Source organism: Planococcus sp. BI3 (genome assembly GCF_056680115.1).
Window position 1 is genome coordinate 837,105 of the sequence record NZ_CM155266.1, and the last position, 23,468, is coordinate 860,572.

20 protein-coding genes are annotated in these 23,468 nt (G+C 46.5%); 9 read left to right on the plus strand and 11 right to left on the minus strand.

Annotated elements, in window-relative coordinates:
* Positions 1–550: 550 nt before the first annotated feature.
* The 3 genes from AC1MEO_RS04220 to AC1MEO_RS04230 all read left to right on the plus strand — a co-directional run bounded on the left by AC1MEO_RS04220 (position 551) and on the right by AC1MEO_RS04230 (position 2,981).
* Positions 551–706 (plus strand): cytochrome c oxidase subunit 2A, encoded by a 156-nt coding sequence (locus AC1MEO_RS04220; protein WP_480334546.1) that lies wholly within the window; start codon positions 551–553, stop codon positions 704–706.
* Between the two features lie 41 nt (positions 707–747).
* Positions 748–1,215 (plus strand): cytochrome c oxidase subunit II, encoded by a 468-nt coding sequence (locus AC1MEO_RS04225; RefSeq protein ID WP_480334548.1) that lies wholly within the window; start codon positions 748–750, stop codon positions 1,213–1,215.
* A 68-nt stretch (positions 1,216–1,283) separates the two neighbouring features.
* Positions 1,284–2,981, plus strand: a complete 1,698-nt coding sequence (locus AC1MEO_RS04230; RefSeq protein ID WP_480334549.1) for a cbb3-type cytochrome c oxidase subunit I — start codon at positions 1,284–1,286, stop codon at positions 2,979–2,981.
* A 202-nt stretch (positions 2,982–3,183) separates the two neighbouring features.
* Here AC1MEO_RS04230 and AC1MEO_RS04235 read toward each other — a convergent pair whose 3' ends face one another.
* Positions 3,184–5,241, minus strand: a complete 2,058-nt coding sequence (locus AC1MEO_RS04235) for a GAF domain-containing sensor histidine kinase (RefSeq protein ID WP_480334551.1) — start codon at positions 5,239–5,241, stop codon at positions 3,184–3,186.
* A 489-nt stretch (positions 5,242–5,730) separates the two neighbouring features.
* Here AC1MEO_RS04235 and AC1MEO_RS04240 point away from each other — a divergent pair, with 489 nt between their 5' ends.
* Genes AC1MEO_RS04240 through AC1MEO_RS04250 form a run of 3 tightly spaced genes read left to right on the plus strand, consistent with a single transcriptional unit; the run spans position 5,731 to position 7,338 of the window.
* Entirely contained in the window at positions 5,731–6,156 is a 426-nt protein-coding gene (locus AC1MEO_RS04240) for a DMT family transporter (RefSeq protein WP_480334552.1), read from the plus strand.
* An 11-nt stretch (positions 6,157–6,167) separates the two neighbouring features.
* Positions 6,168–6,833, plus strand: a complete 666-nt coding sequence (locus AC1MEO_RS04245; protein WP_480334554.1) for a Crp/Fnr family transcriptional regulator — start codon at positions 6,168–6,170, stop codon at positions 6,831–6,833.
* Positions 6,834–6,843: 10 nt separating this feature from the next.
* A complete protein-coding gene (locus tag AC1MEO_RS04250) occupies positions 6,844–7,338 on the plus strand; it encodes a DMT family transporter (RefSeq protein WP_480334555.1) in 495 nt (164 codons plus the stop codon).
* A gap of 89 nt (positions 7,339–7,427) precedes the next feature.
* Here the strand turns inward: AC1MEO_RS04250 and AC1MEO_RS04255 are convergent, their stop codons facing one another.
* The 6 genes from AC1MEO_RS04255 to AC1MEO_RS04280 all read right to left on the minus strand — a co-directional run bounded on the left by AC1MEO_RS04255 (position 7,428) and on the right by AC1MEO_RS04280 (position 16,989).
* Positions 7,428–9,359: a fructose-1,6-bisphosphatase gene (locus tag AC1MEO_RS04255; RefSeq protein ID WP_480336020.1), complete on the minus strand. Its 1,932-nt coding sequence runs from the start codon at positions 9,357–9,359 to the stop codon at positions 7,428–7,430.
* 394 nt (positions 9,360–9,753) lie between these two features.
* Complete coding sequence (locus tag AC1MEO_RS04260; RefSeq protein ID WP_480334557.1) at positions 9,754–10,317, minus strand: DNA-3-methyladenine glycosylase I; 564 nt, start codon at positions 10,315–10,317, stop codon at positions 9,754–9,756.
* 145 nt (positions 10,318–10,462) lie between these two features.
* Positions 10,463–11,752 (minus strand): threonine ammonia-lyase IlvA, encoded by a 1,290-nt coding sequence (gene ilvA, locus AC1MEO_RS04265; protein ID WP_480334559.1) that lies wholly within the window; start codon positions 11,750–11,752, stop codon positions 10,463–10,465.
* Positions 11,753–12,062: 310 nt separating this feature from the next.
* Positions 12,063–14,489, minus strand: coding sequence for a DNA topoisomerase IV subunit A (gene parC / locus AC1MEO_RS04270; protein ID WP_480334560.1), 2,427 nt, complete (start codon positions 14,487–14,489; stop codon positions 12,063–12,065).
* The gene (gene parE, locus AC1MEO_RS04275) at positions 14,486–16,456 is read right to left on the minus strand and encodes a DNA topoisomerase IV subunit B (protein ID WP_480334561.1); all 1,971 of its coding nucleotides are present in this window, start codon (positions 16,454–16,456) and stop codon (positions 14,486–14,488) included. Before parE ends, parC begins: the two co-directional genes overlap by 4 nt.
* A gap of 119 nt (positions 16,457–16,575) precedes the next feature.
* Positions 16,576–16,989 carry a CoA-binding protein gene (locus tag AC1MEO_RS04280; RefSeq protein WP_480334562.1) on the minus strand — a complete coding sequence of 138 codons (414 nt, stop codon included), beginning with the start codon at positions 16,987–16,989 and terminating at the stop codon, positions 16,576–16,578.
* A 130-nt stretch (positions 16,990–17,119) separates the two neighbouring features.
* Between AC1MEO_RS04280 and plsY the strand changes: the two genes are divergently transcribed.
* Positions 17,120–17,710 (plus strand): glycerol-3-phosphate 1-O-acyltransferase PlsY, encoded by a 591-nt coding sequence (gene plsY / locus AC1MEO_RS04285; RefSeq protein ID WP_480334563.1) that lies wholly within the window; start codon positions 17,120–17,122, stop codon positions 17,708–17,710.
* Positions 17,711–17,732: 22 nt separating this feature from the next.
* Positions 17,733–18,023, plus strand: coding sequence for a HesB/YadR/YfhF family protein (locus AC1MEO_RS04290; RefSeq protein WP_480334565.1), 291 nt, complete (start codon positions 17,733–17,735; stop codon positions 18,021–18,023).
* 15 nt (positions 18,024–18,038) lie between these two features.
* Here the strand turns inward: AC1MEO_RS04290 and AC1MEO_RS04295 are convergent, their stop codons facing one another.
* The 4 genes from AC1MEO_RS04295 to AC1MEO_RS04310 form a co-directional block, all read right to left on the minus strand.
* The gene (locus AC1MEO_RS04295; protein ID WP_480334567.1) at positions 18,039–18,347 is read right to left on the minus strand and encodes a hypothetical protein; all 309 of its coding nucleotides are present in this window, start codon (positions 18,345–18,347) and stop codon (positions 18,039–18,041) included.
* Positions 18,331–18,771, minus strand: coding sequence for an acyl-CoA thioesterase (locus AC1MEO_RS04300; RefSeq protein WP_480336022.1), 441 nt, complete (start codon positions 18,769–18,771; stop codon positions 18,331–18,333). The genes AC1MEO_RS04295 and AC1MEO_RS04300 overlap by 17 nt, the downstream gene beginning before the upstream one ends.
* Positions 18,772–18,990: 219 nt before the next feature.
* Positions 18,991–21,705 carry an aconitate hydratase AcnA gene (gene acnA / locus AC1MEO_RS04305; RefSeq protein ID WP_480334568.1) on the minus strand — a complete coding sequence of 905 codons (2,715 nt, stop codon included), beginning with the start codon at positions 21,703–21,705 and terminating at the stop codon, positions 18,991–18,993.
* 141 nt (positions 21,706–21,846) lie between these two features.
* Positions 21,847–22,338 carry a DinB family protein gene (locus AC1MEO_RS04310; protein ID WP_480334569.1) on the minus strand — a complete coding sequence of 164 codons (492 nt, stop codon included), beginning with the start codon at positions 22,336–22,338 and terminating at the stop codon, positions 21,847–21,849.
* Between the two features lie 221 nt (positions 22,339–22,559).
* On the opposite strand from AC1MEO_RS04310, the gene AC1MEO_RS04315 reads away from it, so the two are divergent.
* A complete protein-coding gene (locus tag AC1MEO_RS04315) occupies positions 22,560–23,423 on the plus strand; it encodes a site-specific integrase (RefSeq protein WP_480334571.1) in 864 nt (287 codons plus the stop codon).
* The last annotated feature ends 45 nt before the right edge of the window (positions 23,424–23,468 follow it).

A 23,468-nucleotide genomic window follows, 5' to 3' on the forward strand; every position in this document is an offset into this window, starting at 1 on the left:
TTACTTCAACAGCTATGATGAGAGTCAGGAGTGCCGCAACGATAAGTACTAAAGACATGATCACAAGCATGGGAATCTCCTCCAGACTGAGTTATTGTCTGACCCTGCTTTAGGAGTCAGCATCAATAGGACACGATTTCATCTTTCAATCCAGTATTCAACTTAATAATATACAAGCAACTGAATTATCCATCCTTTTTTCTTCTTCATTATAAATCATTCTTTCCGCCAGATTCTTGATCTGCATCAAGAATCTTGAAAAAAATATTGGGTAGATAGAGTGAAATTTGTTTTTCTTTTGGTGATTCTGTTGCGTTTTTGTTTTTCCTTGATGCAGGTCAAGTTTTTCCTGGTCGAATTTCAGTAAGATAAGGAATCAGGAACTTGGCTGTTGGTTTTTCAGGGAATTTTCTATAGCCCTATCAAATTCATTGAAGCTCTAATAACATTTAGACAATAAGTATAATTTTTACATTTATAATTCTTTGTGCCTTAAACAGCCCTTGATCACTGAATATATCTGTAAGAATAAGGAAAGGAGGAGCTTAATATGAAGGGTGCAGCTTCTGCAAACAAAAAGAAGAACAGCCACAAAAAGTACGATGTCAGTTCATTAAGCGGCACTTTTGTTTCCGTCATGATCGTTGCTGTCTTCATGCTTATCTCTTGGTTCAGTATTTTCATTTTGTTTTTGGAACGCAATTAACGTGAGTTACCAAGTAAAAAACAGAAAGGGGCTTGTCATTTATGCATATTCATCATTATGAAAAACTTTGGTTGATTATTGGCTCTCTTATTTTAGTTATTTTTCTGACAATCTTAGCTATTCAAACCTTTTTCCTTCAAATGGGACCGCCAAGCCACGCTGAAACCATTGATCCACAAACTGTCCGCGAATCGGAAATGTTTGCAGATGCCGAACTGACTGAAGTTGGGGACAACGAGTACGAAATCGCCATTATCGCTGAGATGTTTGCTTTTCAGCCGGGAGACCTGGAAATTCCAGCAGGGGCAACCGTCCATTTCATATTGGCATCTCCAGATGTAACGCACGGCTTTAAAATCACCGACACCAATGTAAACGTCATGGTGGTCCCCGGGCATATCTCGAAAGTCAGCCACACCTTCGATGAACCGGGAGAATACTTGATTTTATGCAATGAATATTGCGGTTTGGGACATGAGTATATGGCAAACTCCATTGTCGTCAAGTGAATTGCCACTCCATCCATACCGGCAAAACATTTTTTCTATAATCGATCTACTAGAAAGCAGGGGAAAAAATGACGCATATAACTGACGTACCAATCGATCACAAAAAATCAGCAGTTCAGGAAGATGGCATCGTTAAAATTTCAAAACAGGATTCCCGTTTATCCATCGCCAATTTATCCGTTGCCTTTGTTGCTTTAGTCATCGGCGGCGCTGCCGGTTTACTGCAGGGCTTTGTCCGAAGCGGCTTTTTGGAATTCCCTTCCTGGCTCAGCTATTACGCACTGCTGACAGCTCATGGAGTCTTACTGGTACTGGTATTAAGTTCTTTCTTCAGTATCGGCTATTTATATGCCGGGACTTCACGGGTACTTGGCGGACTTGCCAGTAAAACGTTGGTTTGCGGCTGGGCTGGATTTGCGCTGATGACAGCCGGAACAGCAATTTCCGCATTTTTCATCCTTTCCGGAGACGCCAATGTGCTCTACACATTCTATACGCCGATGCAGGCACATCCCTGGTTTTATATCGGATTAGCGTTGTTGGTCGTTGGAATCCTGCTGAATTGTGTGGGTATGTTCATCACCTACCACAGCTGGAGAAAACGACACCCTGGAGAATTGACGCCGCTTTTCGCATTTTTCGCTAATGCTGTCTTTATACTCTGGGTTTTCGCATCCCTATTTATCGCAGTGTTCGTTGTCGGGATGGTCATCCCTTGGGCGTTCGGCTGGGTTCCGACGATCGATCCGATGATCGGCCGCACATTGTTCTGGGCTTTCGGCCATACGCTCGTTAATATTTGGATGTTGACTTCCATCTCTGCCTGGTATGTCTCAATACCGAAAATCATCGGCGGAAAAGTATTCAGTGATTCACTTGCGCGGGTCGCGGTGGTTATACTGGTGGTCGCCAATGTACCGGGTGGTTTCCATCACCAGATTCTTGATCCAGGATTGTCGGTGGAATTGAAATTCCTGCATGTTATCCAAACATTCATGATCATCTTCCCTTCCCTTATGACAGCCTTTGCCATACTCGCTACAATGGAGCGGACCGGCAGAGTGAAAGGCGTCACCAGTTTAATGGGTTGGTGGAAAATACTTCCTTGGTCTGATGCCCGCTTCTTTGCCTTGGTTATCGCCATGTTCGCCTATATTCCAGCTGGTCTTGGCGGCATCATCAATGCCAGCAACCAGGTCAACCAAGTGGTCCATAATTCAATATGGGTAACCGGCCACTTGCATTTGACTGTGGGTACGACGGTCATGCTGACATTTTTCGGAATTTCCTATTGGCTGATCCCGTTTCTGTCAGGAAGAAAAATCACAAAAACCATCAATCGCCTGGCCATTGCCCAGACGGTTATCTGGGCAACCGGAATGCTTCTCATGTCGGGTTCCATGCACCTCAATGGACTCCTTGGAAGCCCTCGCCGAACGGCTAATACAACGTATAATGGCCACAGTGCCGCTTCGGATTGGGCGATGTATGAAATGCTGATGGCGATGGGCGGAATGATCCTCTTTATCGGCATCCTGTTGCTTGTGTATATCTGGATCCAACTTGCATTTTTCGCACCAAAAGGAGATACTGAATTTCCAATCGGAGAAGATTACAGCAAAAAAGATGCTTCTCCGCTGTTTATGGACCGCTGGACAATCTGGGTGGCACTGGCGACACTTTCAATCGCCATTGCCTATATCATCCCATTGGTGAATTTTGCTTCCGGGCATTCACCAGGGTCTCCACCATTTTTGATGCCATAGATTTTCGGAAAAGATAAAAGAGGGCGATACAGAGTCTGTTTTCATCAGACTCTGTATCGCCCTCTTTCTTATTGCAGGAGCAACCCGATTCTTTTGGTTTCAAAACAGAAACGAAGTAATAAAACGAATCAGGGCAATCTCTTTTAATTTCTGTCACAGTGCTAAGCAAGAGCTCCAATTGTTCTGCAACCTGTCGATTTCATTAGCATTCCAGCTGGGGAAATTTAACAAAAAACACCGTTCCTTCTTCAGTTGATTGCACATCGATGTTCGCGTTATGGCGGGCAGCAATCGCGTAAGAAACACCCAGCCCCAATCCGGTGCCATTTTCTTTTGTGGTGTAGAATGGCGTACCGATTTTCTTCAGCACTTCCTTGTCCATTCCAGCTCCCTGATCGCGAATTTCCAGTACCACTGTGCTTTCATTTCCCATATAGGTGCGAATCGACAGCATTTTCTCCGGCTTCATCGCCTCTAAGCCATTCCGGCACAGATTAATGAGCAGTTGGCGGATTTCATCCCGGTTCAAAGATATTTCCGGTAACTCCTGGGTCTCGAACTCGATGAATTTATTTTGATTGAACGTGTCGATTTCCAATAACGGGGCGATATCGTAGATGACTGCATTCAAATCCTGCATCTTCATTTCCGATGACCGTGTATTGCCTATCGACAGAAATTCTGAAATGATCGAATTGGCGCGATCCAGCTCATCAATCATGAGATCAAAGTAATTGTTGTATTTCTTCAACCCCTGATCATCTGTAAGCAATTGCAGGAAACCCCGGACCGTGGTCATCGGGTTCCGGATTTCATGGCTGATTCCTGCAGCCATCTGCCCGATCAGCTCCAGGTTGGATAAGCGCTTGAGTTCACTTTCGTATTTCTTTTTTTCCGTCGTATTTTTACATAGGCAGCAAATGCCTTCGTCAAAAGGATATGCGACCACTTCATACCAATAAGAGTCAACAGTCGATGACACTTCAAATTGCACAGGGACCCGCTCGGACATCGCCCGGTTGAGTTCTTTGTACAAAGTAGCATTGAGCTTATCTGAGAAAACGGACCATATGCTTTTGCCAAGTACATTCGCAGCCGTTTTCCCTTCCGGCAATTGCTGATGCTTGTTGATGTAGATGAATTCCCAGTCCTTGTTCAGGGCAAAAAAACCATCCGTTATGCTTTCGATGACACTGGTGACTTTGTCGTTGGCAGTTGCCAATTGGTTCGTACGCTTTTTCACCCGCAGCTCCAGCTGATCCATATACGTCAAATTCGAATAGGTCAGGGCTGTCGCATCGACAATGGAATGCGCCAGATGGACCTGGGATTTCCCGTCCGACTGAAGAGTCTTCATTAAACAGGCAATGGCAATAAACCCGAAAACGTCCCCTTTGGAAATCATCGGAATCAGCAGCATCCGGCATCTTTTCTCATTCGGAATAAACTTGACCGTCCTGTTCACCATAACTTCATGGATGGTGTTTTCAGATTTTCGGTCCTCCTGAATATCCTTCAAGGCATTTTTCCATTCTGCTCTTGTCCATTCGGATTCCCTGTTCATTTCCTTAAAGCTGAGAATCCCCCCTTTTTGGGGATCCCGGAGAAAAGCGGCTACGTTTTTACAGTCCACGGTCTTATCCAAATAATAGAAGCAGGTATCCAGGGTTTCCTGTATCGTTGAGCACATGGACAGTTCCCGGTTGGCATCAAGCAGCAGCTGCTTCTCCGCAAGCAATTGCTCTTTTTGCTTAAGGTTATCGGCGTTTTGAATAGCGACAGCCGCCATATTGACGTAAGCTTCTACACTTTGTATCTGAAGCTCTGTAATGTCCATCGGTTTCCCGCAATCAAACAGGAAGACCAGGCCGAATAGATGCTCTTCATAGATAATCGGGATCCCAAGCAGTGAATGGATATTGAACGCAGCAACAGCGTTCGGATTTGGACGTGTATCCTTGGATGTATCCGGAATATAAATTGTTCGTTTTGTCGTCACGACATCTCTCGCAAAGTCATCCGTTTCCAGATCAATTTTCTGGGAATAAATGGACTGGCCATTGATGAAATCCGGTTTTCCGGCAATGGCCCTGAAAGTTCCGATTTCATCAGGCAGATAGATGCCGACAGAATCACATTGAACGATCTCTTCAGAGATAGCCGCAGTGACATGTTGCAGCACTTCATGAAGTTCCAGTTTCGTATTGATGATTTTTGTCAGCTCTGCCAGTCTCGAATACCTTTTTTGTTCTTTTAACATGGCTATACGCTCCGCTCTTGGTCCTTAGGAAATTAAATTTACATTAAGTTCACTCCCGGTGTTTCGCGGGATATTCTGTCAGTAGCTTACCACAAATTATTTTGCATTGGCTGATAATTTTCCACTTTGCAGCTATGTTTAGAGTTTTCCGCAATCAATAGGCTGAATCAGGCAACAGAGGGATTCAGGCATCCCTACGTATAGGCCACACCTTTGACTGAAGAGGGCAAAATAATACCTGAAAATCTTCCGATTAGTGCTTCCTTGCCCAATTGGCAGGCTCTCCTGCCTGCTGAACAGGAAACTACTTTATATTTACATTATAAACAAAACCACAGATTTTTTCGGCACCTTCACTTATATTGTACAGTTTAAGCAATACCCGGCTAAATTTACTTGCTTTAAATCTTTTTTACAAATGGGACATATGTCCTTTTCATATTTTTCATCCTCTTTTACTGTAAAATGAAAGAAAGGTGTGTGATCTGGATGAAAGGAATATTTTTTGCGCTGGCAGGCGGGTTCTTCCTGACCTTCCAGAGTGTTGCAAATGCCGCGATCAGCGAAAGCATCGGGACCTGGCAGGCAGCTACGATGACACAGTTCACCGGCTTCGTGCTGGCATTGCTGATTGTCGTCATGCTCCGGGACCGCAGTTACCGGAATATAAAAAACGTGCCGCCGCTCTATTCATCTGGCGGTATGCTGGCAGCCGTTGTCCTCTACAGCAATATGACAGCGGTTCACCGGATGGGAGTGACCCTGACAATAGGCATCTTCCTGATTGCCCAGCTGATAGCGGCAGTCATGATCGACCGCAAAGGCTGGTTCGGCATGGCCAAGCAGCGGATCGGGCGGACACAGCTTGCCGGACTGCTGATGATGATTGCGGGAGTCGTTGTTCTGAAGTGGTGAGGAGGGTGGAAATGGAACAGTCCATCAAGGATTATTTGCATTGTTATAAACTGGCGGAGTTGTTTCCGGAGCGTGTCCAACAGGCGATGCAGATGGAAACGTTGGCGCCAGGAGACCGATTGCTGTCGCAAGGTGATGATTCCGCGACACTTTACCTGTTGGTCAAAGGGAAACTGAAGATCTCCATGCTGTCTCCTGATGGTAAACGCTTGATTTCAGCCTTTAAAAGCCCTTTTGATCTGGTCGGCGATATTGAATACGTCCAGCAATGCCCACTGATCAATACCGTGGAAGCTGTCATTGCGACACGGGTCATCCGCATTCCCTACGATGTCCTGCAAAAAGAGCTGGCCGGCGATCCCGTTTGGCTTCAATTCCTCCTTGAAACGGTTACCCGGAAATTCAAGATGAAGTCGCACGCAATGAACTTCAACCTGCTTTACCCGGTGGATGTTCGTCTGGCAAGTTACCTGCTGTCCATGACACCGACAGAGCCAAAACTCGAATCCACTTCCCTCATCGATATGGCTGACTTGATCGGCACCAGCTATCGCCATTTGAACCGTGTGCTGCAGCAATTCGAACAAGCCGGCTGGATCACCAAAAAGCGCGGGAAAATCACCATCCTTGACCGTTCCGCGCTGCTTGCTCAAGCTGGTCAAAATATTTACGAATAGGAGAATAGATATGGCAATCGGCATCTTACTGGCATTGCTCGGGGGCGCATTTGTCTGCCTTCAAAACACATTCAACGCCAATGTCAAAAAACAGGTCAGCGTCTGGTCTACTACGGCGCTGGTCCTGCTTCTCGGATTTCTGGCTTCCTTTGCTGCGGGGCTCGCGTTTGAAGGCAGCCGCCTATTCGAATTCCAGGCACAGCCCTGGTTTTGGTTCAGCGGCATTCTCGGCGTCGGCGTCGTTGCCTGTGTGACTCAAGGCGTCCAGCTTCTCGGACCCAGCCGCGCTATTTCTTTAATCATGGTGTCACAGATTTTCTTCGGCCTGATGTGGGATACACTGGGCTGGTTCGGCCTGGAAAAGGTCGCTTTCACGTGGCAGTCCCTGCTCGGCGTCCTATTGATCAGCGGCGGCGTCCTGCTGTTTCAGCTGGGCCCGAAATTGGAGCAGCACTTCGCCTTGAAAAGAAAATCCATCGGGATGAGAAACTCGGTAAAAGAGTGATTTTTATAGAAGGCTAAAGGAAGAGCCCAAGCGCTGTCGCGTGGGCTCTTCCTTTTTTTGTTTTATTCGACTACCGCCTGAAACTGCCATTACTTCATGTAACGGTATTCCCTCAAGCTGTTCAAATTGAAAATTTCCTGCATTAATCCTTCTCCAATATTGGTTTCCCTGACTTTTTTCCGCTCCAGCTCTTCATCGACCAGCCGTTTTGCGGACAATACATCGGTGCCGTTCTGCAATACCTCTTCTTTGGAATTAAAGATTTGGTGCGCCACCAGCTGCATCCCGTAGGAATTATACAAGAGAGTGTAGCCGGCAATTCCGGTGGTCGATTGATAGGCTTTTGAAAACCCGCCATCGATGACCAGCATCTTGCCATTCGCTTTGATCGGGTTTTCTCCATCACGTTCCTTGACCGGCGTATGGCCATTGATGATGCGGCCGTATTCCGGATTCAAGTCGAATTCTTCCAGTATTTTACGGCACATGGCCTCATCTTCACGCAAATAATAATACGGGTTTTTCCGTTCTTTATGCGTTTCTTTGTCTCTAATGAAATAGCGTTCAAACGTCGTCATTTCCCGCTTTCCAAAAAGCGAAGAATACTCTCCTGTCCATAGGTACCAAACCATATCGGTCGCAAAGTCGTCGGTTTCCTCAGAATGGACAAATGAATGCCGGAGATAGCGCTCAAACAGATCCAATAGCTCGCGGCCGGCATAGTCTTTTCCTTCGATCTCCATTTTCTCCATATGGCCTTCTTCATCCAATGGAATGCAGCCGTGGATCAGCAGATTGCCGTTGTACTTTAAATAAAGGCTGCCTTTTTTCATCAGGAAATTCATATGCCTGGCCAATTTTTCCGAATGCTGAACAGAAAACAGCAGTTTATCGATGACTTGCTGCTCTTCTTCCAGCAATTCATCTGGCTGTTCGGGATTGACGGTTGCGAAACAGGTATTTTCCAACGGATAGGTTTTTCCGTGGATGGTTGCTTCATTTTTTTCATAATCGACTTTTTCAAGCATCAGCCGGTCTTCCATTGCAAAGCAGGGGCGCCTTTTGATGATCGGGCTTTCCAGCTTAAACTGGATGATGGAAATCGCCTGATGGATTTTGGTGATCTGCAGCTGTTCCTGCTCCGTCAGTTTTTCATCCGCAATTTTTTTCGGATGGAAAGCCGGATTGTCATCATAATATTTTTCCGCCAGATTCAATAGCGGCCGCAAGTTAATGCCATAGACATCTTCGATGATATCCAAATTGTTGTAGCGCGCGCAGATTCGGAGGATATTCGCCAGGCACACTTTAGAGCCGGCAAATGCCCCGATCCAAAGAACGTCATGATTGCCCCATTGGATATCCACAGAATGATAATCGATGAGTGTGTCCACTATTTTATGCGGATCCGGTCCACGGTCATAGATGTCGCCCACTACATGCAGATGGTCCACGGTCAAGCGCTGTGTGGTGTAAGCCAATCCGATGATCAGCTTGTCAGCCTGGCCGAGTGCAATGATTTGTTCCACCATTTTGGCGTAATACTCTTTTTTGTTTTTGAACTCGTCCGTCTTGTACAACAGCTCTTCGATAATATACACAAACTGCTTCGGCAAGGCTTTGCGCAGTTTCGAGCGTGTGTATTTGGACGCTGCATAAGACACAAGCTTCAGCATCCGTTCAATGACTTCTATGTACCATTCCTGCAACTCCACTTTGTTGGTGAAATTGCTTTTGATCAATTGCAGTTTTTCTTCCGGATAATAGACCAATGTCGCAAATTCGTTCAGCTCTTTTATGCTCAACTCATCTTTGAACAGGTCTTTGATCTTCACTTTCACATTTCCCGAGCCATTCCGCAGCACATGCTGGAACGCCTGATACTCCCCGTGTAAATCGCTTACAAAATGCTCTGTCCCTTTAGGCAGATCCAGGATCGACTCAAGATTGATGATTTCAGTCGCCACTTTTTCTTCGCTATCGTATTTTTGCGCTAACAGATCCAAGTATTTTAAGTTCAACATGATATGACTCCTTTCGCAACTCGTTGTTGTTTCTGTCTTTCGGCAGAAAATAACACGGCAACTATAAAAAATACCAGCAGTTAATCAGAACCCTGTTAACTTTGAATGAAAACATATTTACTCCAGCACATAGAATTGAATTTTTTCGATATAAGGCATTCTAGCCAGCTCTTTTTTTCCGCTTTCTGATGACAATGAAAGCCTCCTTTTAATCGAAGGCCATCCGGCACCCCAGCAGCAGGAAAAATAAGCTTCCTTATGATTCAGTTTACCCCAGAAACCCTGTAAGCTCTAGTGCAAAAAAGAAGAGCCTGGATTTAAAACTCGCAAAAGGCGGTTGAATTCCAAAAAAAGTCCAGTATGCGGCTACTGCTATCGTTCAAGGGCTGTTTTATTGATTTACCATACTATAGGAACAGCTGTTGATATGGTCATGGACCATTCCGATGGCCTGCATGAACGAGTAGGTCGTCACCGGCCCCACAAATTTAAAGCCGCGCTTCTTCAATTCTTTGCTGAGCTGCACAGACAAAAGCGATTGTGCCGGGATCTGTGCATCCGTCTCCCAATTGTTCGTGATAGGCTTGCCGTCTGTAAAGCTCCACAGGAACTCAGCAAAACTGCCCCATTCTTTTTGGATGCTTTGCACTGCCTGGGCATTGGTGCGGACAGATTGGATTTTTGCCCTGTGTTTGATGACCAGGTAGTTTTCCTTAATGGACGCGAGATCCGCATCCGCCAGTGCTGCACAATAGGCAACGTCGAATTGATGGAAAGCTGCCTGGTAAGCTTGACGCTTTGAAAGCACAATTTGCCACGATAAACCGGCCTGTGCGCCTTCGAGCGTCAACATTTCGAAAATGTACCGGTCATCCCGGCTCGGCCTGCACCATTCCTCATCATGATAGGCCTGCATAACCGCATTGCTTTGAGCCCATAAACAACGATTTTCCACTCGATCCACCCCTTCATATAGCTCACTCTACTATACCATTTGAGAATGGCCTCCATATTGTCCATATTTTCGGCAAACAAAAAAAGACGCCCAGATATATGCCGACACATCTGGTAAACGTCCTTTTACTTAGTCAACACAGCTGTTAAATCAATAAATTAAACAGCAGGGAGTCGTTATTGAGGTCTTTATACGGAAAGCCGTTTTCTGTCATGCGTTTGACAAGCGGTTCGTAGTCTTCCTGGCATTTCAGTTCGATGCCGACCAGCACCGGCCCTTCTTCGCGGTTCGTCCGTTTCGTGTATTCGAAATGGGTGATGTCATCCGTTTCACCCAGAACCTGCTCCATGAATTTACGGAGCGCTCCTGCGCGCTGCGGGAACGTGACGATGAAATAATGCTTCAGCCCTTCGTAGATCAGGGATTTCTCTTTGATTTCCTGCATCCGTTCAATGTCGTTGTTGCCGCCGCTGATGACGCATACCACGTTTTTGCCTTTGATGTCATCCTTATAGAAATCAAGGGCAGCAACGGACAAGGCGCCGGCCGGTTCTGCCACAATGGCATTTTCGTTATACAGCTGCAAAATCGTCGTGCAGACCTTGCCTTCCGGCACCAAAGCGATATCATCCAATACATCCGCACAGATGGCCATGGAGAGATCGCCGACCTGTTTGACTGCTGCACCATCGACAAAGGTGTCAATGGTGTCCAAACGCGTCACCTGGCCATTTGCAAGCGATGCTTTCATGCCTGCAGCACCGGCCGGTTCCACGCCAATCAGTTTTGTCGAGGGGCTGATTCCTTTTAAGTAGGATCCGACACCGGACGCCAATCCGCCTCCGCCGATTGCGCAGAACATATAATCGACCCGCTCCTGCATGTCATTCAGCACTTCCACTGCAACCGTCCCTTGACCCGCGATGATGCGGCTGTCGTTAAACGGATGCACAAAGACCTTTTCTTCCGCCGTGCAGTATTCCATCGCTGCAGTGAATGAATCATCAAAGGTATCCCCCGTCAACACAACCGATACCTTGTCTCCACCGAAACGTTTGACCTGTGATACTTTTTGGCGAGGTGTCGTCAATGGCATGAAGATCTTTCCTTCGATGCCGAGTGCGAAGCACGAGTAGGCGACGCCCTGTGCGTGATTGCCGGCACTGGCGCATACGACGCCTTTGGCACGGTCTGCTTTGCTCAGGCTGCGGATGAAGTTATAGGCCCCGCGCAGTTTAAAGGAGCGGACCACCTGCAGATCCTCACGTTTCAAATAGACATTGCATTCATACCGTGCGGACAATAGTTCGTTTTTCTGCAAAGGCGTTTTATTGACGACATCCTTGAGCGCCTGGTTGGCTACCATAATTTCTTCCACTGATACTCTAGCTAGCTTTACTTCTCTGTCAAGCTCTGTGATGTTGCTCTTAGCCATAGATGTCACCTTCTTATTTTTATTTATCTCACTACTCTAACACATCAGAGCACTTACTTGGTGAGAAAATTGCGACAATTCAATGAAAAGTTTTTCCGGCTTGCCTTATAACGAATTGGAAGCCTCTGCAGCAGACAGCAATCAGGCAATCAGAAACAATCGTTCGATTCATTTTTATTCAACTCACTTTTCTGCGATTCCCAACTTGAATAAGGATGAATTTAAACGCTTTGCTCCCATAAGATAAACAAATGAATATTATTGAATAAAAAATAACCCACCCCTTTGAATAAAGGGGCGGGTTATTAAGTCATTCTTTTAAATCAACGCGGTACGCAGCAACTACTTTTCCATCGGTTGCTTCATCAGCGATGAATGAACCATTTGAATAACGGTCTACATTTTTTAACGAATTCGCAATCAGTGAGAGGCGGGCGCCTTTGTCGGTTTCCAGAATGATTTCTTCTTTTCCGGTTGCACCGACTACAGCCACGACCTGGTGAGGATTCGATTTCAATTCGCGGAGCATGACTACACCGCGCTTCGCACGGCTGCCGCTTTCAAACTCCTGCAGCTTCATTTTCTTCGCTGCGCCGCGGTGGGTGATCAACACGAGTTCCTGCTTTACTTGCGGATCGATCATGACCGCTGAAACAGCCTCATCCCCGTCTTTCAAGTTGACGCCTTTGACTCCTCCGGTGCGGAGTCCGGTCAGCGGCACTTCTTCAAGCGGGAAACGAACTCCGTAGGCTTGCTTGGTGCCGATGAACAATTCTGTTTCTTTTGTCACCAATGCGGCAGAGATCATGGCATCGCCAGATTTTAGGTTCATTGTCTTAATGGCGCGCGAATAGCGCTGAATATGATAGTCCTTCAAGGCAGACCGTTTGACCTGCCCCAGTTTTGAAACGGTCAGGATGCTGGCATCTGCATCGAAGTTTTCAAATGGATACACTGCAAGAATCGATTCATTGGCATCCAATTGTACGATGCTGGATAAATGCTGGCCCAGGTCTTTCCATTTGATGTCAGGCAATTCATTGATCGGCTGGAAGACGAAATTTCCTGCCGTAGTGAAAATCAGAATGGTATGCTGCGTATTCAAATTGCCTTCGAACAGCAGATGATCCGATTCTTTCATCGCAAAGTCCTTGCCGTTTGAAGCCGCATGCGAACGTGTACTGGTCCGCTTGACATAGCCTTCTTTGGTTACCGTCACCACCACTTCTTCGCTCGGGATCATGATTTCGCGTGTGATGGTGATTTCTTCAATTTTGTCTTCTAGAACTGATCGGCGCGGTTCCGCAAATTGCTTGCGGATGTTTGCCAATTCCTTCTTGATGATATTCTTTAATTTTGTGGAACTGGTCAGGATGCCTGTCAATTCAGCGATCAGTTTTTTCAGGTCGCTTTCTTCTTTTTGCAGGTCCGTGATATCGGTATTGGTCAACCGGTATAGTTGCAGGGAAACGATCGCTTCCGACTGCGCTTCCGAAAAATCGAATGACGAAATCAAGTTGTTTTTGGCATCGCGCTTGTCTTTTGAAGAACGGATGGTCTTGATCACTTTGTCCAGAATCGACAGAGCTTTCATCAGGCCTTCCACAATATGCATGCGATCACTTGCTCTTTGCAGATCAAACTCCGATCGTTTGGTGATGACTTCTTTCTGATGATCGATATAGGCATCCAGCATCGTCTGCAAAGTCATCATTGTCGGACGGCGTTTGTAGATCGCCACCATATTGAAGTTATAGCTGACCTGCAGATCGGTATTTTTATAGAGATAACTCAAAATCCCATGAGCCTGGACATCTTTCTTCAATTCGATGACAATCCGTAATCCGGTTCTGTCGGATTCATCACGCACTTCGGAGATGCCTTCAAGTTTGCGGTCGAATCGGTGATCATCGATTTTTTTGATCATATTGGCTTTATTGACTTCAAAAGGAATTTCCGTAATGACGATCTGCTCTTTTCCGCCTTTTAACGGTTCCACTCGGGCTTTTGAACGGACAATGATTTTGCCTTTGCCGGTTTCATAGGCTTTGCGGATCCCGTCAATTCCCTGGATGATGCCGCCGGTCGGAAAATCCGGCCCTTTAATGACGGTCATCAGTTCTGCGACCGTCGCTTGCGGATTGTCCATGCGCATCAATACCGCATCCAGCACTTCATGAAGGGCGTGCGGTGGGATGTCCGTGGCGTAACCGGCAGATATCCCGGTCGATCCGTTGACCAAAAGGTTCGGGAATCGGGCCGGCAAAACGGTCGGTTCCATATCGGAATCATCAAAGTTGGGAATGAAATCCACTGTTCGTTTGTCGATATCCCGCAACAGTTCAGAAGAAATAGCAGACAGGCGGGCTTCGGTGTAGCGCATCGCGGCAGGTGAATCTCCGTCCATTGAGCCGTTGTTGCCGTGCATTTCAACGAGCATGTGGCGGATCTTCCAATCCTGGCTCAAACGCACCATCGCCTCGTAAACAGAGCTGTCTCCGTGCGGGTGGTAGTTGCCGATGACGTTACCGACAGTTTTTGCCGATTTACGGAATGCCTTGTCATTGGTATTGCCTTCGTGGTACATCGCATATAAAATCCGGCGCTGAACAGGTTTTAACCCGTCACGGGCATCCGGCAACGCCCGGTCCTGGATAATGTATTTGCTGTAACGGCCAAACCGATCGCCGATCACTTCTTCCAGTGGCAAATCCTGAAATTTTTCGGTTTGTGTCATACAAGTTCCTCCTCAGCGTGAATCAAATCATTTTCAAGAATATTGCTGTCTTCTTCCATTCCGAAGTCGACATTATTTTCAATCCAGCGGCGCCTAGGTTCCACTTTATCCCCCATCAAGGTGGTGATGCCACGTTCAGCACGCGCACTGTCTTCAATTGTAACGCGAATCAGCGTACGGGTCTCCGGGTTCATGGTCGTTTCCCATAATTGGTCTGCATTCATCTCACCCAAACCCTTGTATCGCTGCAGCGTGTAGCCTTTTCCGACTTTCTTGATTGATGCATCCAGATCAGCTTCTGTCCATGCGTAATCGATCACTTCTTTTTTGCCGATGCCTCTGGATACTTTGTAGAGAGGCGGCAATGCGATAAATACTTTGCCTGCTTCAATCAACGGCTTCATATAGCGGAAGAAGAACGTCAACAGCAGCACTTGAATATGCGCTCCGTCCGTATCTGCATCGGTCATGATGATCACTTTGTTATAAGCGATATCATCAATCGAAAAGTCGGAAGATACCCCGCCGCCAATCGCGTGGATGATGGTTGAAATCTCTTCGTTTTTCATGATTTCTTCAAGCTTCGCTTTTTCGGTGTTGACGACTTTTCCGCGCAGCGGCAGGATCGCCTGGAAGGCCCGGTCGCGTCCCTGTTTTGCAGAACCTCCGGCCGAGTCTCCCTCCACCAAGTATAATTCGTTTTTCGAGGCATTGCGGGATTGGGCAGGCGTCAATTTACCGGACAGCAGTGCATCCGATTTCTTGCGCTTTTTGCCGTTTCGCGCGTCTTCCCTAGCTTTTCTGGCAGCCATGCGAGCCTGTGATGCACGAATTGCTTTTCGTACCAGAGAAGCGCTGAGGTCAGCATTTTCTTCCAGGAAGTACATCAATTTCTGGGAAACAACAGAATCAACGATGCTTCTTGCTTCACTGGTTCCAAGCTTGCTCTTTGTCTGTCCTTCAAACTGCAGCATGCCTTCTGGGATGCGGACAGAAACGATGGCCGCCAATCCTTCGCGGATATCGGAGCCTTCAAGGTTTTTGTCTTTTTCCTTCAGCAAGTTGATTTTTCTGGCATAGTCGTTGAAGACCCGTGTCATGGCCGCTTTTGCGCCGGTTTCGTGCGTACCGCCATCGCGGGTCCGTACGTTGTTGACGAACGACAGGATTGTTTCGGAATAGCCATCATTGAATTGGAATGAAAATTCGATCTCCATTTCATCTTGCTGCCCTTCGATATAGGCGACAGGATGCAGCACGTCTTTTTCCTCATTCAAATAAGCGACAAACGCTTCAATGCCGGTTTCGTAATGAAACACATCCTTGGCTTCTGTCCGTTGGTCAAACAGCTCGATCTTGAGTCCTTTCAACAAGAAAGCCGACTCGCGCAGACGTTCCGAAATCGTTTCGTAATTGTATTTGGACACAGAGAAAATGGTTTCATCCGGCAAAAAGTGGATCATCGTGCCCGTTTCTTTTGTCGAACCGATTTCTTCCAGGGTCGTGGCCGGCTTGCCGCCGTTCTCAAAGCGCTGGCGGTACTTTTTGCCGTCGCGGTAAATCGTCACTTCCAGAAAGCTGGACAAGGCGTTGACAACAGACGCGCCGACGCCGTGAAGGCCGCCACTGGTCTTATAGCCGCCTTGGCCGAATTTTCCGCCAGCATGAAGAACCGTCAAAATCACTTCTGGAGTGGGTTTTCCGCTTCTGTGCATTCCTGTAGGCATGCCGCGTCCGTAATCCCGCACACTGATGCTATTGTCTTCGTGGATAGTAACGGTGATTCTGTCTCCATAGCCTGCGAGTGCTTCATCGACTGAATTATCGACAATCTCATAGACCAAATGGTGAAGTCCACGTGTATCCGTCGAACCGATATACATCCCTGGACGTTTTCTAACGGCATCTAAGCCTTCGAGTACCTGAATTGCTTCTTCGTTGTATGCCGTACTTTGAATTTTAGCCATCTAATTCCCTCCAACAAACATTTGTTCGCATATTAATCTCTCTTAATCGTATTCTATTTTATAGCCATCTGTCAAACTTCATAGAAAAAGAGCGCTGAGCGCCCTTTAGCGGTAATGCCTTATTTCAGAATGGCGTGTTCCACTTTGATGCAACGATCCATAATGACTGTATACCCTGCGTCAGCCAAGCGATTGAATACATTTTCATCCACTACATTTAATTGGGTCCAGAACACCGGACAATCGATTTTCATGAACTCTTCAGCAATATCCCCTAAAAACTCACTGCGCCGGAAAACGTTGACGATATCCACTTTTTCTGGAATTTCACTCAAAGAGGCGTAACTTTTTTCACCCAGCACTCGATCTGCTTGCGGATTGACTGGGATGATGCGATAACCTGCCCGTTGCATGGCTTCCGATACCATATAGGAAGTCCGGCTCGGGTTTGGGCTAAGGCCGATAACAGCAATTGTTTTCGCATTGTCGAGTACGTTTTTGATTTCTTCACGGCTAGGATTGTTCAAGGTCATCACCTGTCCTTTTTATTCTATCATACACGAATTCGTCCTGCCTGTTGAATAATCTCCCGTCTATTGTTCAAAGATCTTCAGTCATGGTAAACTGGAACTACAAAATAAGGTTGTGTTAAAGGAGTTCATGATGACTATACTGTTTCCCATTCTATTAGCTTACCTGCTCGGCTCGATTCCGTCTGCCTTATGGGTCGGGAAATTATTCTACAACACCGACATCCGGACCAAAGGAAGCGGGAATTTGGGTGCCACCAACACTTTCCGGACACTCGGCAAAAAAGCCGGAATTGCGGTGACCCTGCTGGATATTCTGAAAGGTACGGCTGCAACACTGATCCCCCTTTACATCGCAACCGATATCCATCCCTTGGCATTCGGCGTCATCGCGGTCATCGGCCATATTTATCCGGTGTTCGCCAAATTTAAAGGCGGCAAAGCAGTGGCTACTTCAGGCGGTATTCTGCTCGGCTATCAATGGCCCCTGTTCGTCATGGCGGTCGCTGTACTGCTGATTGCACTGAAAATCACCAAAATGGTCTCTTTATCATCAATCATCTTGGCGGTGGTAGCCATCATCTACACCACCATTTATGCACTCATTACAGGAGATTACCTATTTATGGTTGTCATCTACATTCTGGCTTTTTTCATCATTTTCCGTCATCGCGCCAATATTTCCCGCATCCGCGCGGGTACAGAGCCGAAAATCAACTGGTAATCCCAGTGGAAGGACGTGTGATATGCAGATTAACATCAGTGAAGACGCATTGGACTGGTTTAAGGAAGAGATGGAAGTTGCGCCTGGAGAAGCAGTTCGCTTTTTCGTCCGCTATGGCGGTTCCAGCAAGCTGCAGCCCGGGTTTTCGTTGGGCGTAACCAAAGATCATCCGCATGAGATGGCTGTCCAAGTAGAACAGGACCAAGTCACCTATTTTATTGAACAAACCGATGTCTGGTATTTTGATGGGCATAATCTACAGGTCAGCGTTAATGATGACTTGCACGAACTTGATTATTCATATACAAAATAAAAAAGCATGAGCTATTCATGCTTTTTTATTTTGCAGTTTATTCAGTTGCTCCAATTGGCCTTCGCGCTGCAGAATGGCCTTTTGGCGATCTCCGAACAAATCAAAATGCGGGTAATTTCCCCGCAAATCCATCCACTCACGCTGCAAACCATACTGCCTGCCCCAGGATTCCAGCTTCTCCAGGTCACAGCAGCCGACCTTAGTGACCGTGCTGCATCCTGGAAAACGGTCATCCACCCAGTAATGGGTTAAAAATGAAATCTGGCCCTTATTGACTCCCTGTTTCCAGCGTTCCAGTTCATCCCGCTTAATTCCGAACGCCATCAGCAGCCTGCCTTTTGATTTCTTCGTATTTCTCATGCCATTCCGGATAGATTTTTTTGATGGAGACCGGGCGGAATGTTTCTTTTTTGACGACAACGTGTTCGGATGTTGCGTTTGCGGCGACTGTCCCGTCTTCATGGACGATTTCGTAGCCGTATTTGGTGCGCAGGCGTCCATGTTCCTCCACCCATGTCCGAACATAGGCTTTTTGCCCATACCGCATAGCCGCTTTGTATTGAATGGAGATGTCGGTCACCGGAGACAAATAACCGTCCTTCTCCATGCCTGCATATGTGAATCCCAGGTCCTCAATCAACTTGGTCCGCCCGATTTCCAGCCAAATGATGTAATTGGCATGATAAACAACACCCATCTGATCGGTTTCCGCGTAACGGATTTCTATTTCTTTTTCGCTTATGTACATGTCCATTTCACCTCTTTATCCCGCTTTAACGGGCAGTAAGACTCCCGCTTCTACAAGCGGGAGATCCACTGACCGTAAAAGTCCGATTGGATCAACTAACAATCAGTGGGGATGAACCCCACTGATTGAAGTTTCTCTTTACCAGTATACAAGATATTTCTTCTTTATATAACAAAAAAGGCTGCCGGAGAATTCTCCGGCAGCCTTTTCATATGGTTCTTATACTTCTAGCAATTTGTTGCGGAGCACCATTTGCAGGATGCCGCCGTGGCGGAAATAATCCACTTCCACTTCGGAATCGAAACGTGCCAAGACTTGGAACTCAGTCACTTTACCGTTTTCAGCAGTAGCTGTAACAGTAAGGACGTCGCGTGGCTTCACGTCATCAGTCAAGTTGACGCTGATGGTTTCGTGGCCAGTCAATCCAAGAGAATCAGCGCTTTCGCCGTTAACGAACTGCAATGGCAGAACGCCCATCATCACAAGGTTTGAACGGTGAATACGCTCATAGCTTTCAGCGATGACTGTTTTGATGCCTAGAAGGAATGTTCCTTTAGCAGCCCAGTCACGTGAAGAGCCCATGCCGTAATCTTTACCAGTCAAGACAACAAGTCCTGTGCCTTGTTCCTGATATTTCATGGCAGCGTCATAAATTGCCATTGTTTCGCCAGTTGGCCAGTAAGTTGTGTAACCGCCAGTTGTTCCTGGAGCTACCTGGTTACGGATACGGATGTTGGCGAAAGTTCCGCGCATCATGACTTCGTGGTTACCGCGGCGAGATCCGTAAGAGTTGAAGTTACGTGGCTCTACGCCGTTTTCACGAAGGTATAGTCCGGCTGGCGTATCTTTGCCGATGGCACCAGCTGGTGAAATGTGGTCAGTCGTGATGGAATCTGCGAATTTCGCAACGACACGAAGGCCAGATAACGCTTGAATCGGAGCCGGCTCTTTTGAAAGACCTTCAAAGAACGGCGGGTTTTGGATATACGTTGATGTTGCATCAAATTCATACAACGAATCGTCGTTTGTTTCAATCGCGTTCCAAGCTTCGTTCTCGTTGAATACATGCTCGTACTCTTTGCGGAACAATTCTGGAGTGACTGTGTCTTTAACGACTTTTTTGATTTCTTCAGTTGAAGGCCAGATATCTTTGAAGAAGACGTCTTTGCCTTCTTTGTCTGTGCCGATCGGCTCAGTTGCAAAGTCGATATCCACTGTACCAGCAAGTGCATAAGCAACAACCAGCATTGGAGATGCCAAGTAGTTGGCTTTTACAAGCGGGTGGATACGTCCTTCAAAGTTACGGTTACCTGACAATACAGATGAAACCAGCAAATCGTTATCCAGAATCGCTTCTTCGATTTCAGGAAGCAATGGACCCGAGTTGCCGATACATGTTGTACAGCCGTAGCCGACAAGGTTAAAACCGATTTGGTTCATGTAATCCAACAAACCAGCATCGTTCAAGTAACCTGTAACAACTTTAGATCCTGGAGCCAATGAAGTTTTCACGTAAGCAGGTGGAGTCAATCCTTTTTCAACTGCTTTTTTCGCTACTAATCCAGCACCAAGCATTACGTATGGGTTAGAAGTGTTTGTACACGATGTAATTGCTGCAATCGCCAAGGCACCAGTCTTCATTTCAGCAGTTCTGCCGTCTTTGAAGTTAACCGTTGCTGATTTCGCAATTTCAGCTGCATCAAGTGCAAAACCGTGTGGTCCTTCTTCGCCAGTTACAGCTTTGTTGAACTCAGGTTTCATTTGAGACAAAGGAATCAAATCCTGTGGACGTTTCGGTCCTGCAAGGTTTGGTTCGATTTCAGAAAGGTCGATTTCCACAAGGTCTGTGTAGATCGGATCTTCGTTTTCAACAGTGAAGAACATATCGTTTTCCTGCAAATACTTTTTAGTGACAGCGATTTGGTCTGCATCACGTGCAGTCAAACGCATGTAGTCAAGTGCTTCTTCGTCAACTGGGAAGAATCCGCAAGTTGCGCCGTATTCTGGAGCCATGTTGGCAATCGTTGCGCGGTCAGCAAGCGGCAATGTTGTAACGCCAGGGCCGAAGAACTCAACAAATTTACCAACTACGCCTTTTTTACGCAATGTTTGTGTTACTTTTAACGCCAAATCGGTTGCAGTTGCACCGTTTGGAAGTTCACCGGTCATTTTAACGCCAATAACTTCCGGAATTGGGAAGTAAGAAGGCTGTCCAAGCATGCCAGCTTCAGCTTCGATACCGCCAACGCCCCATCCAAGAACACCGATTCCGTTGATCATCGTCGTATGTGAATCTGTTCCGACTAATGTGTCAGGGAAGGTTTCGAACGTGCCGTCTGTGTTTTCGACTGCATGGACAACGTTTGCCAAGTACTCAAGGTTAACTTGGTGAACAATACCCGTTGCAGGTGGAACCGCACGGTAGTTGTCATAAGCTTTTTGAGCCCAGCTAAGGAACTGGTAACGCTCAGCATTGCGGTCGAACTCAAGCTCCATGTTGATGCGAAGTGCATCTTCTGTGCCGTAATAATCAACCTGTACAGAGTGGTCAATTACAAGATCCACTGGAATTTCAGGGTTGATTTTGTTCGGGTCTCCACCCATTTCAGCCATTGCTGAACGTAGTGCAGCCAAATCGACGACTACTGGTACGCCAGTGAAATCCTGAAGGATAACGCGTGAAGGCTTGAATGGAACTTCTGCTTCTTTGTTGGCATCTTTGCCCCATTTTGCTAATTCTTCAACGTGCTCGTCTTTGATTACATACCCGTCGTGCTGACGCAATACGGATTCCAATAGAACTTTAATCGAATAAGGGAGGCGTGATACTTTAGCGACTCCTGCTTCTTCTAATGCAGCTAAACGATAATAGTTATACGTTTTGCCATTTAGCTCAAAAGAAGTGCGGCTGTTGTGCAAACTGCTCTTTGCCATGTGTGTGTTCCTCCTTTGAATCTTATGAAAAGGCCCGTGACAGCGCTTTTCTCCTCTTCCATCATACCGAAAGTGGGAGCATAAGTAAATTACATTAAAATTATACATTGTGATAAGTTTTTCGAATGACTATTCCCAGAATCAATCGAGTTTACTTAATGTCTTCTCCAACTGCTTGAAATGGCGCTTTTCATGCAGCCCCACAAACGGAAACCACTGAATCAGCGGCACTTTTCCAAACACCGGATGATCCATCGATTTTTGTTCTAGTTGTTCAGGAGTTGCGCTTCCAAATACTTCGTACAGGAAATTATGTGAGGCATTCAAACGTTCTTTCATTTCTTCGAGTGTAACGAATTCATCAGTCGGCACCACATGTTTCGGTGCCTTCACCTTGAATGAACGGCTGACTGTCAACCCGATCGGCTTTTTCAGCGCTTTGTGGCCCCCTTCTTTCGTTAGCTCATGGGAAATTCCTTTTGCAATTGTGTTCTCCATTAGTTGAAGATGGTCTAGAATTTGAATCGGCGACCATTCTTCGGCCGACGGCTTTTGGTTCAGCTTTTCATCAGTCATGCCTTCTACTGCTTGAAGTATTTGGTTTCTGATTTTTGCGTTGTCTTCTTTAAACATCTTGATTTCCACCTTCATTCCGTTTAATTGCCTATCCCTATTAACATACCCTATTCAGTCAGAATTATATACATGAACGGGATGGCATCCTGTCTTTTGCCCACGGCTTTCCCGCAGACCCCATCTGCCAAGTTTCACTTTCCTTATGGACAAGGGAAAATACGTTCTATTTTCCGGTAATAATGGTATAATTTAAGGAAATCCCTTAGAAGAGGTGACGAATGATGCCTTACGGTTATGAGAAATTTAGGCTGGACAACGGCATTAGCCCGAACACAGTAGTCCATGAAGTCCAATTGATCCGCTCGCTCTTCGCCTTTCTTCGGCATACCTATAAAAAACCGGTGGAACCGCATGATATCCGCCCTTCCGATATCCAACAATTTCTGCAGGATCAGCATGCATCCGGCATTAAAGACAGCACCTTGAACCGAAAACTGATTTACATCAGAAGATGGTTTGATTATATGTGGCAGATCGGGCGCATTCCGAACGATTTCATGCCCAAATTTAAATTCAGCGAAAAACTTGATTTGACGCCTTCCGATATCTATTTAGACTACGAAGACCTTCTGAAGAAGAAAGATGCCGTACTCGAAGCCGTCCAATTATCATTGAATGCCAAGATTCTTTATATCCTTTATTTGCGCGGACTTCGCCTGCGCGATATGGTGGCCATCGATGTGGATAATTTTGATGACCGCGATGGGAAACTGGCTTTGGCCGTTGAAAAGAAAGATGGCTATCAATGCCGTCTGGACTTTTCGGGAAAAGAGATCCCTGTCATGCTTGATGGAATTGAACGTGCCATTTTCCGCGGCACGCCGTATTTGCTGTCATCCAAAGTAAAAAACGAATACACCATGTTCCAGATGGGATCGCTGTCTGATTACACGGAAGCACTTTCCTCTTTTGTCGGCATGCCGATGCGCTCGGGTGATATCCGTTTCGCTTATGTTCATTACCTTTATTCTGTTGAGCATAAAAACCTGGAAGAAATTCAGGAAATACTGGGTGTCTCACTCGATTCGGCATCACGGATCCTCAAAGACTCCTTGGTTCGCCTGAAAAGAGGGACACATTAAAACAGCCTATCCCGATAAAAAAGGGATAGGCTGTTTTTTGGTTTC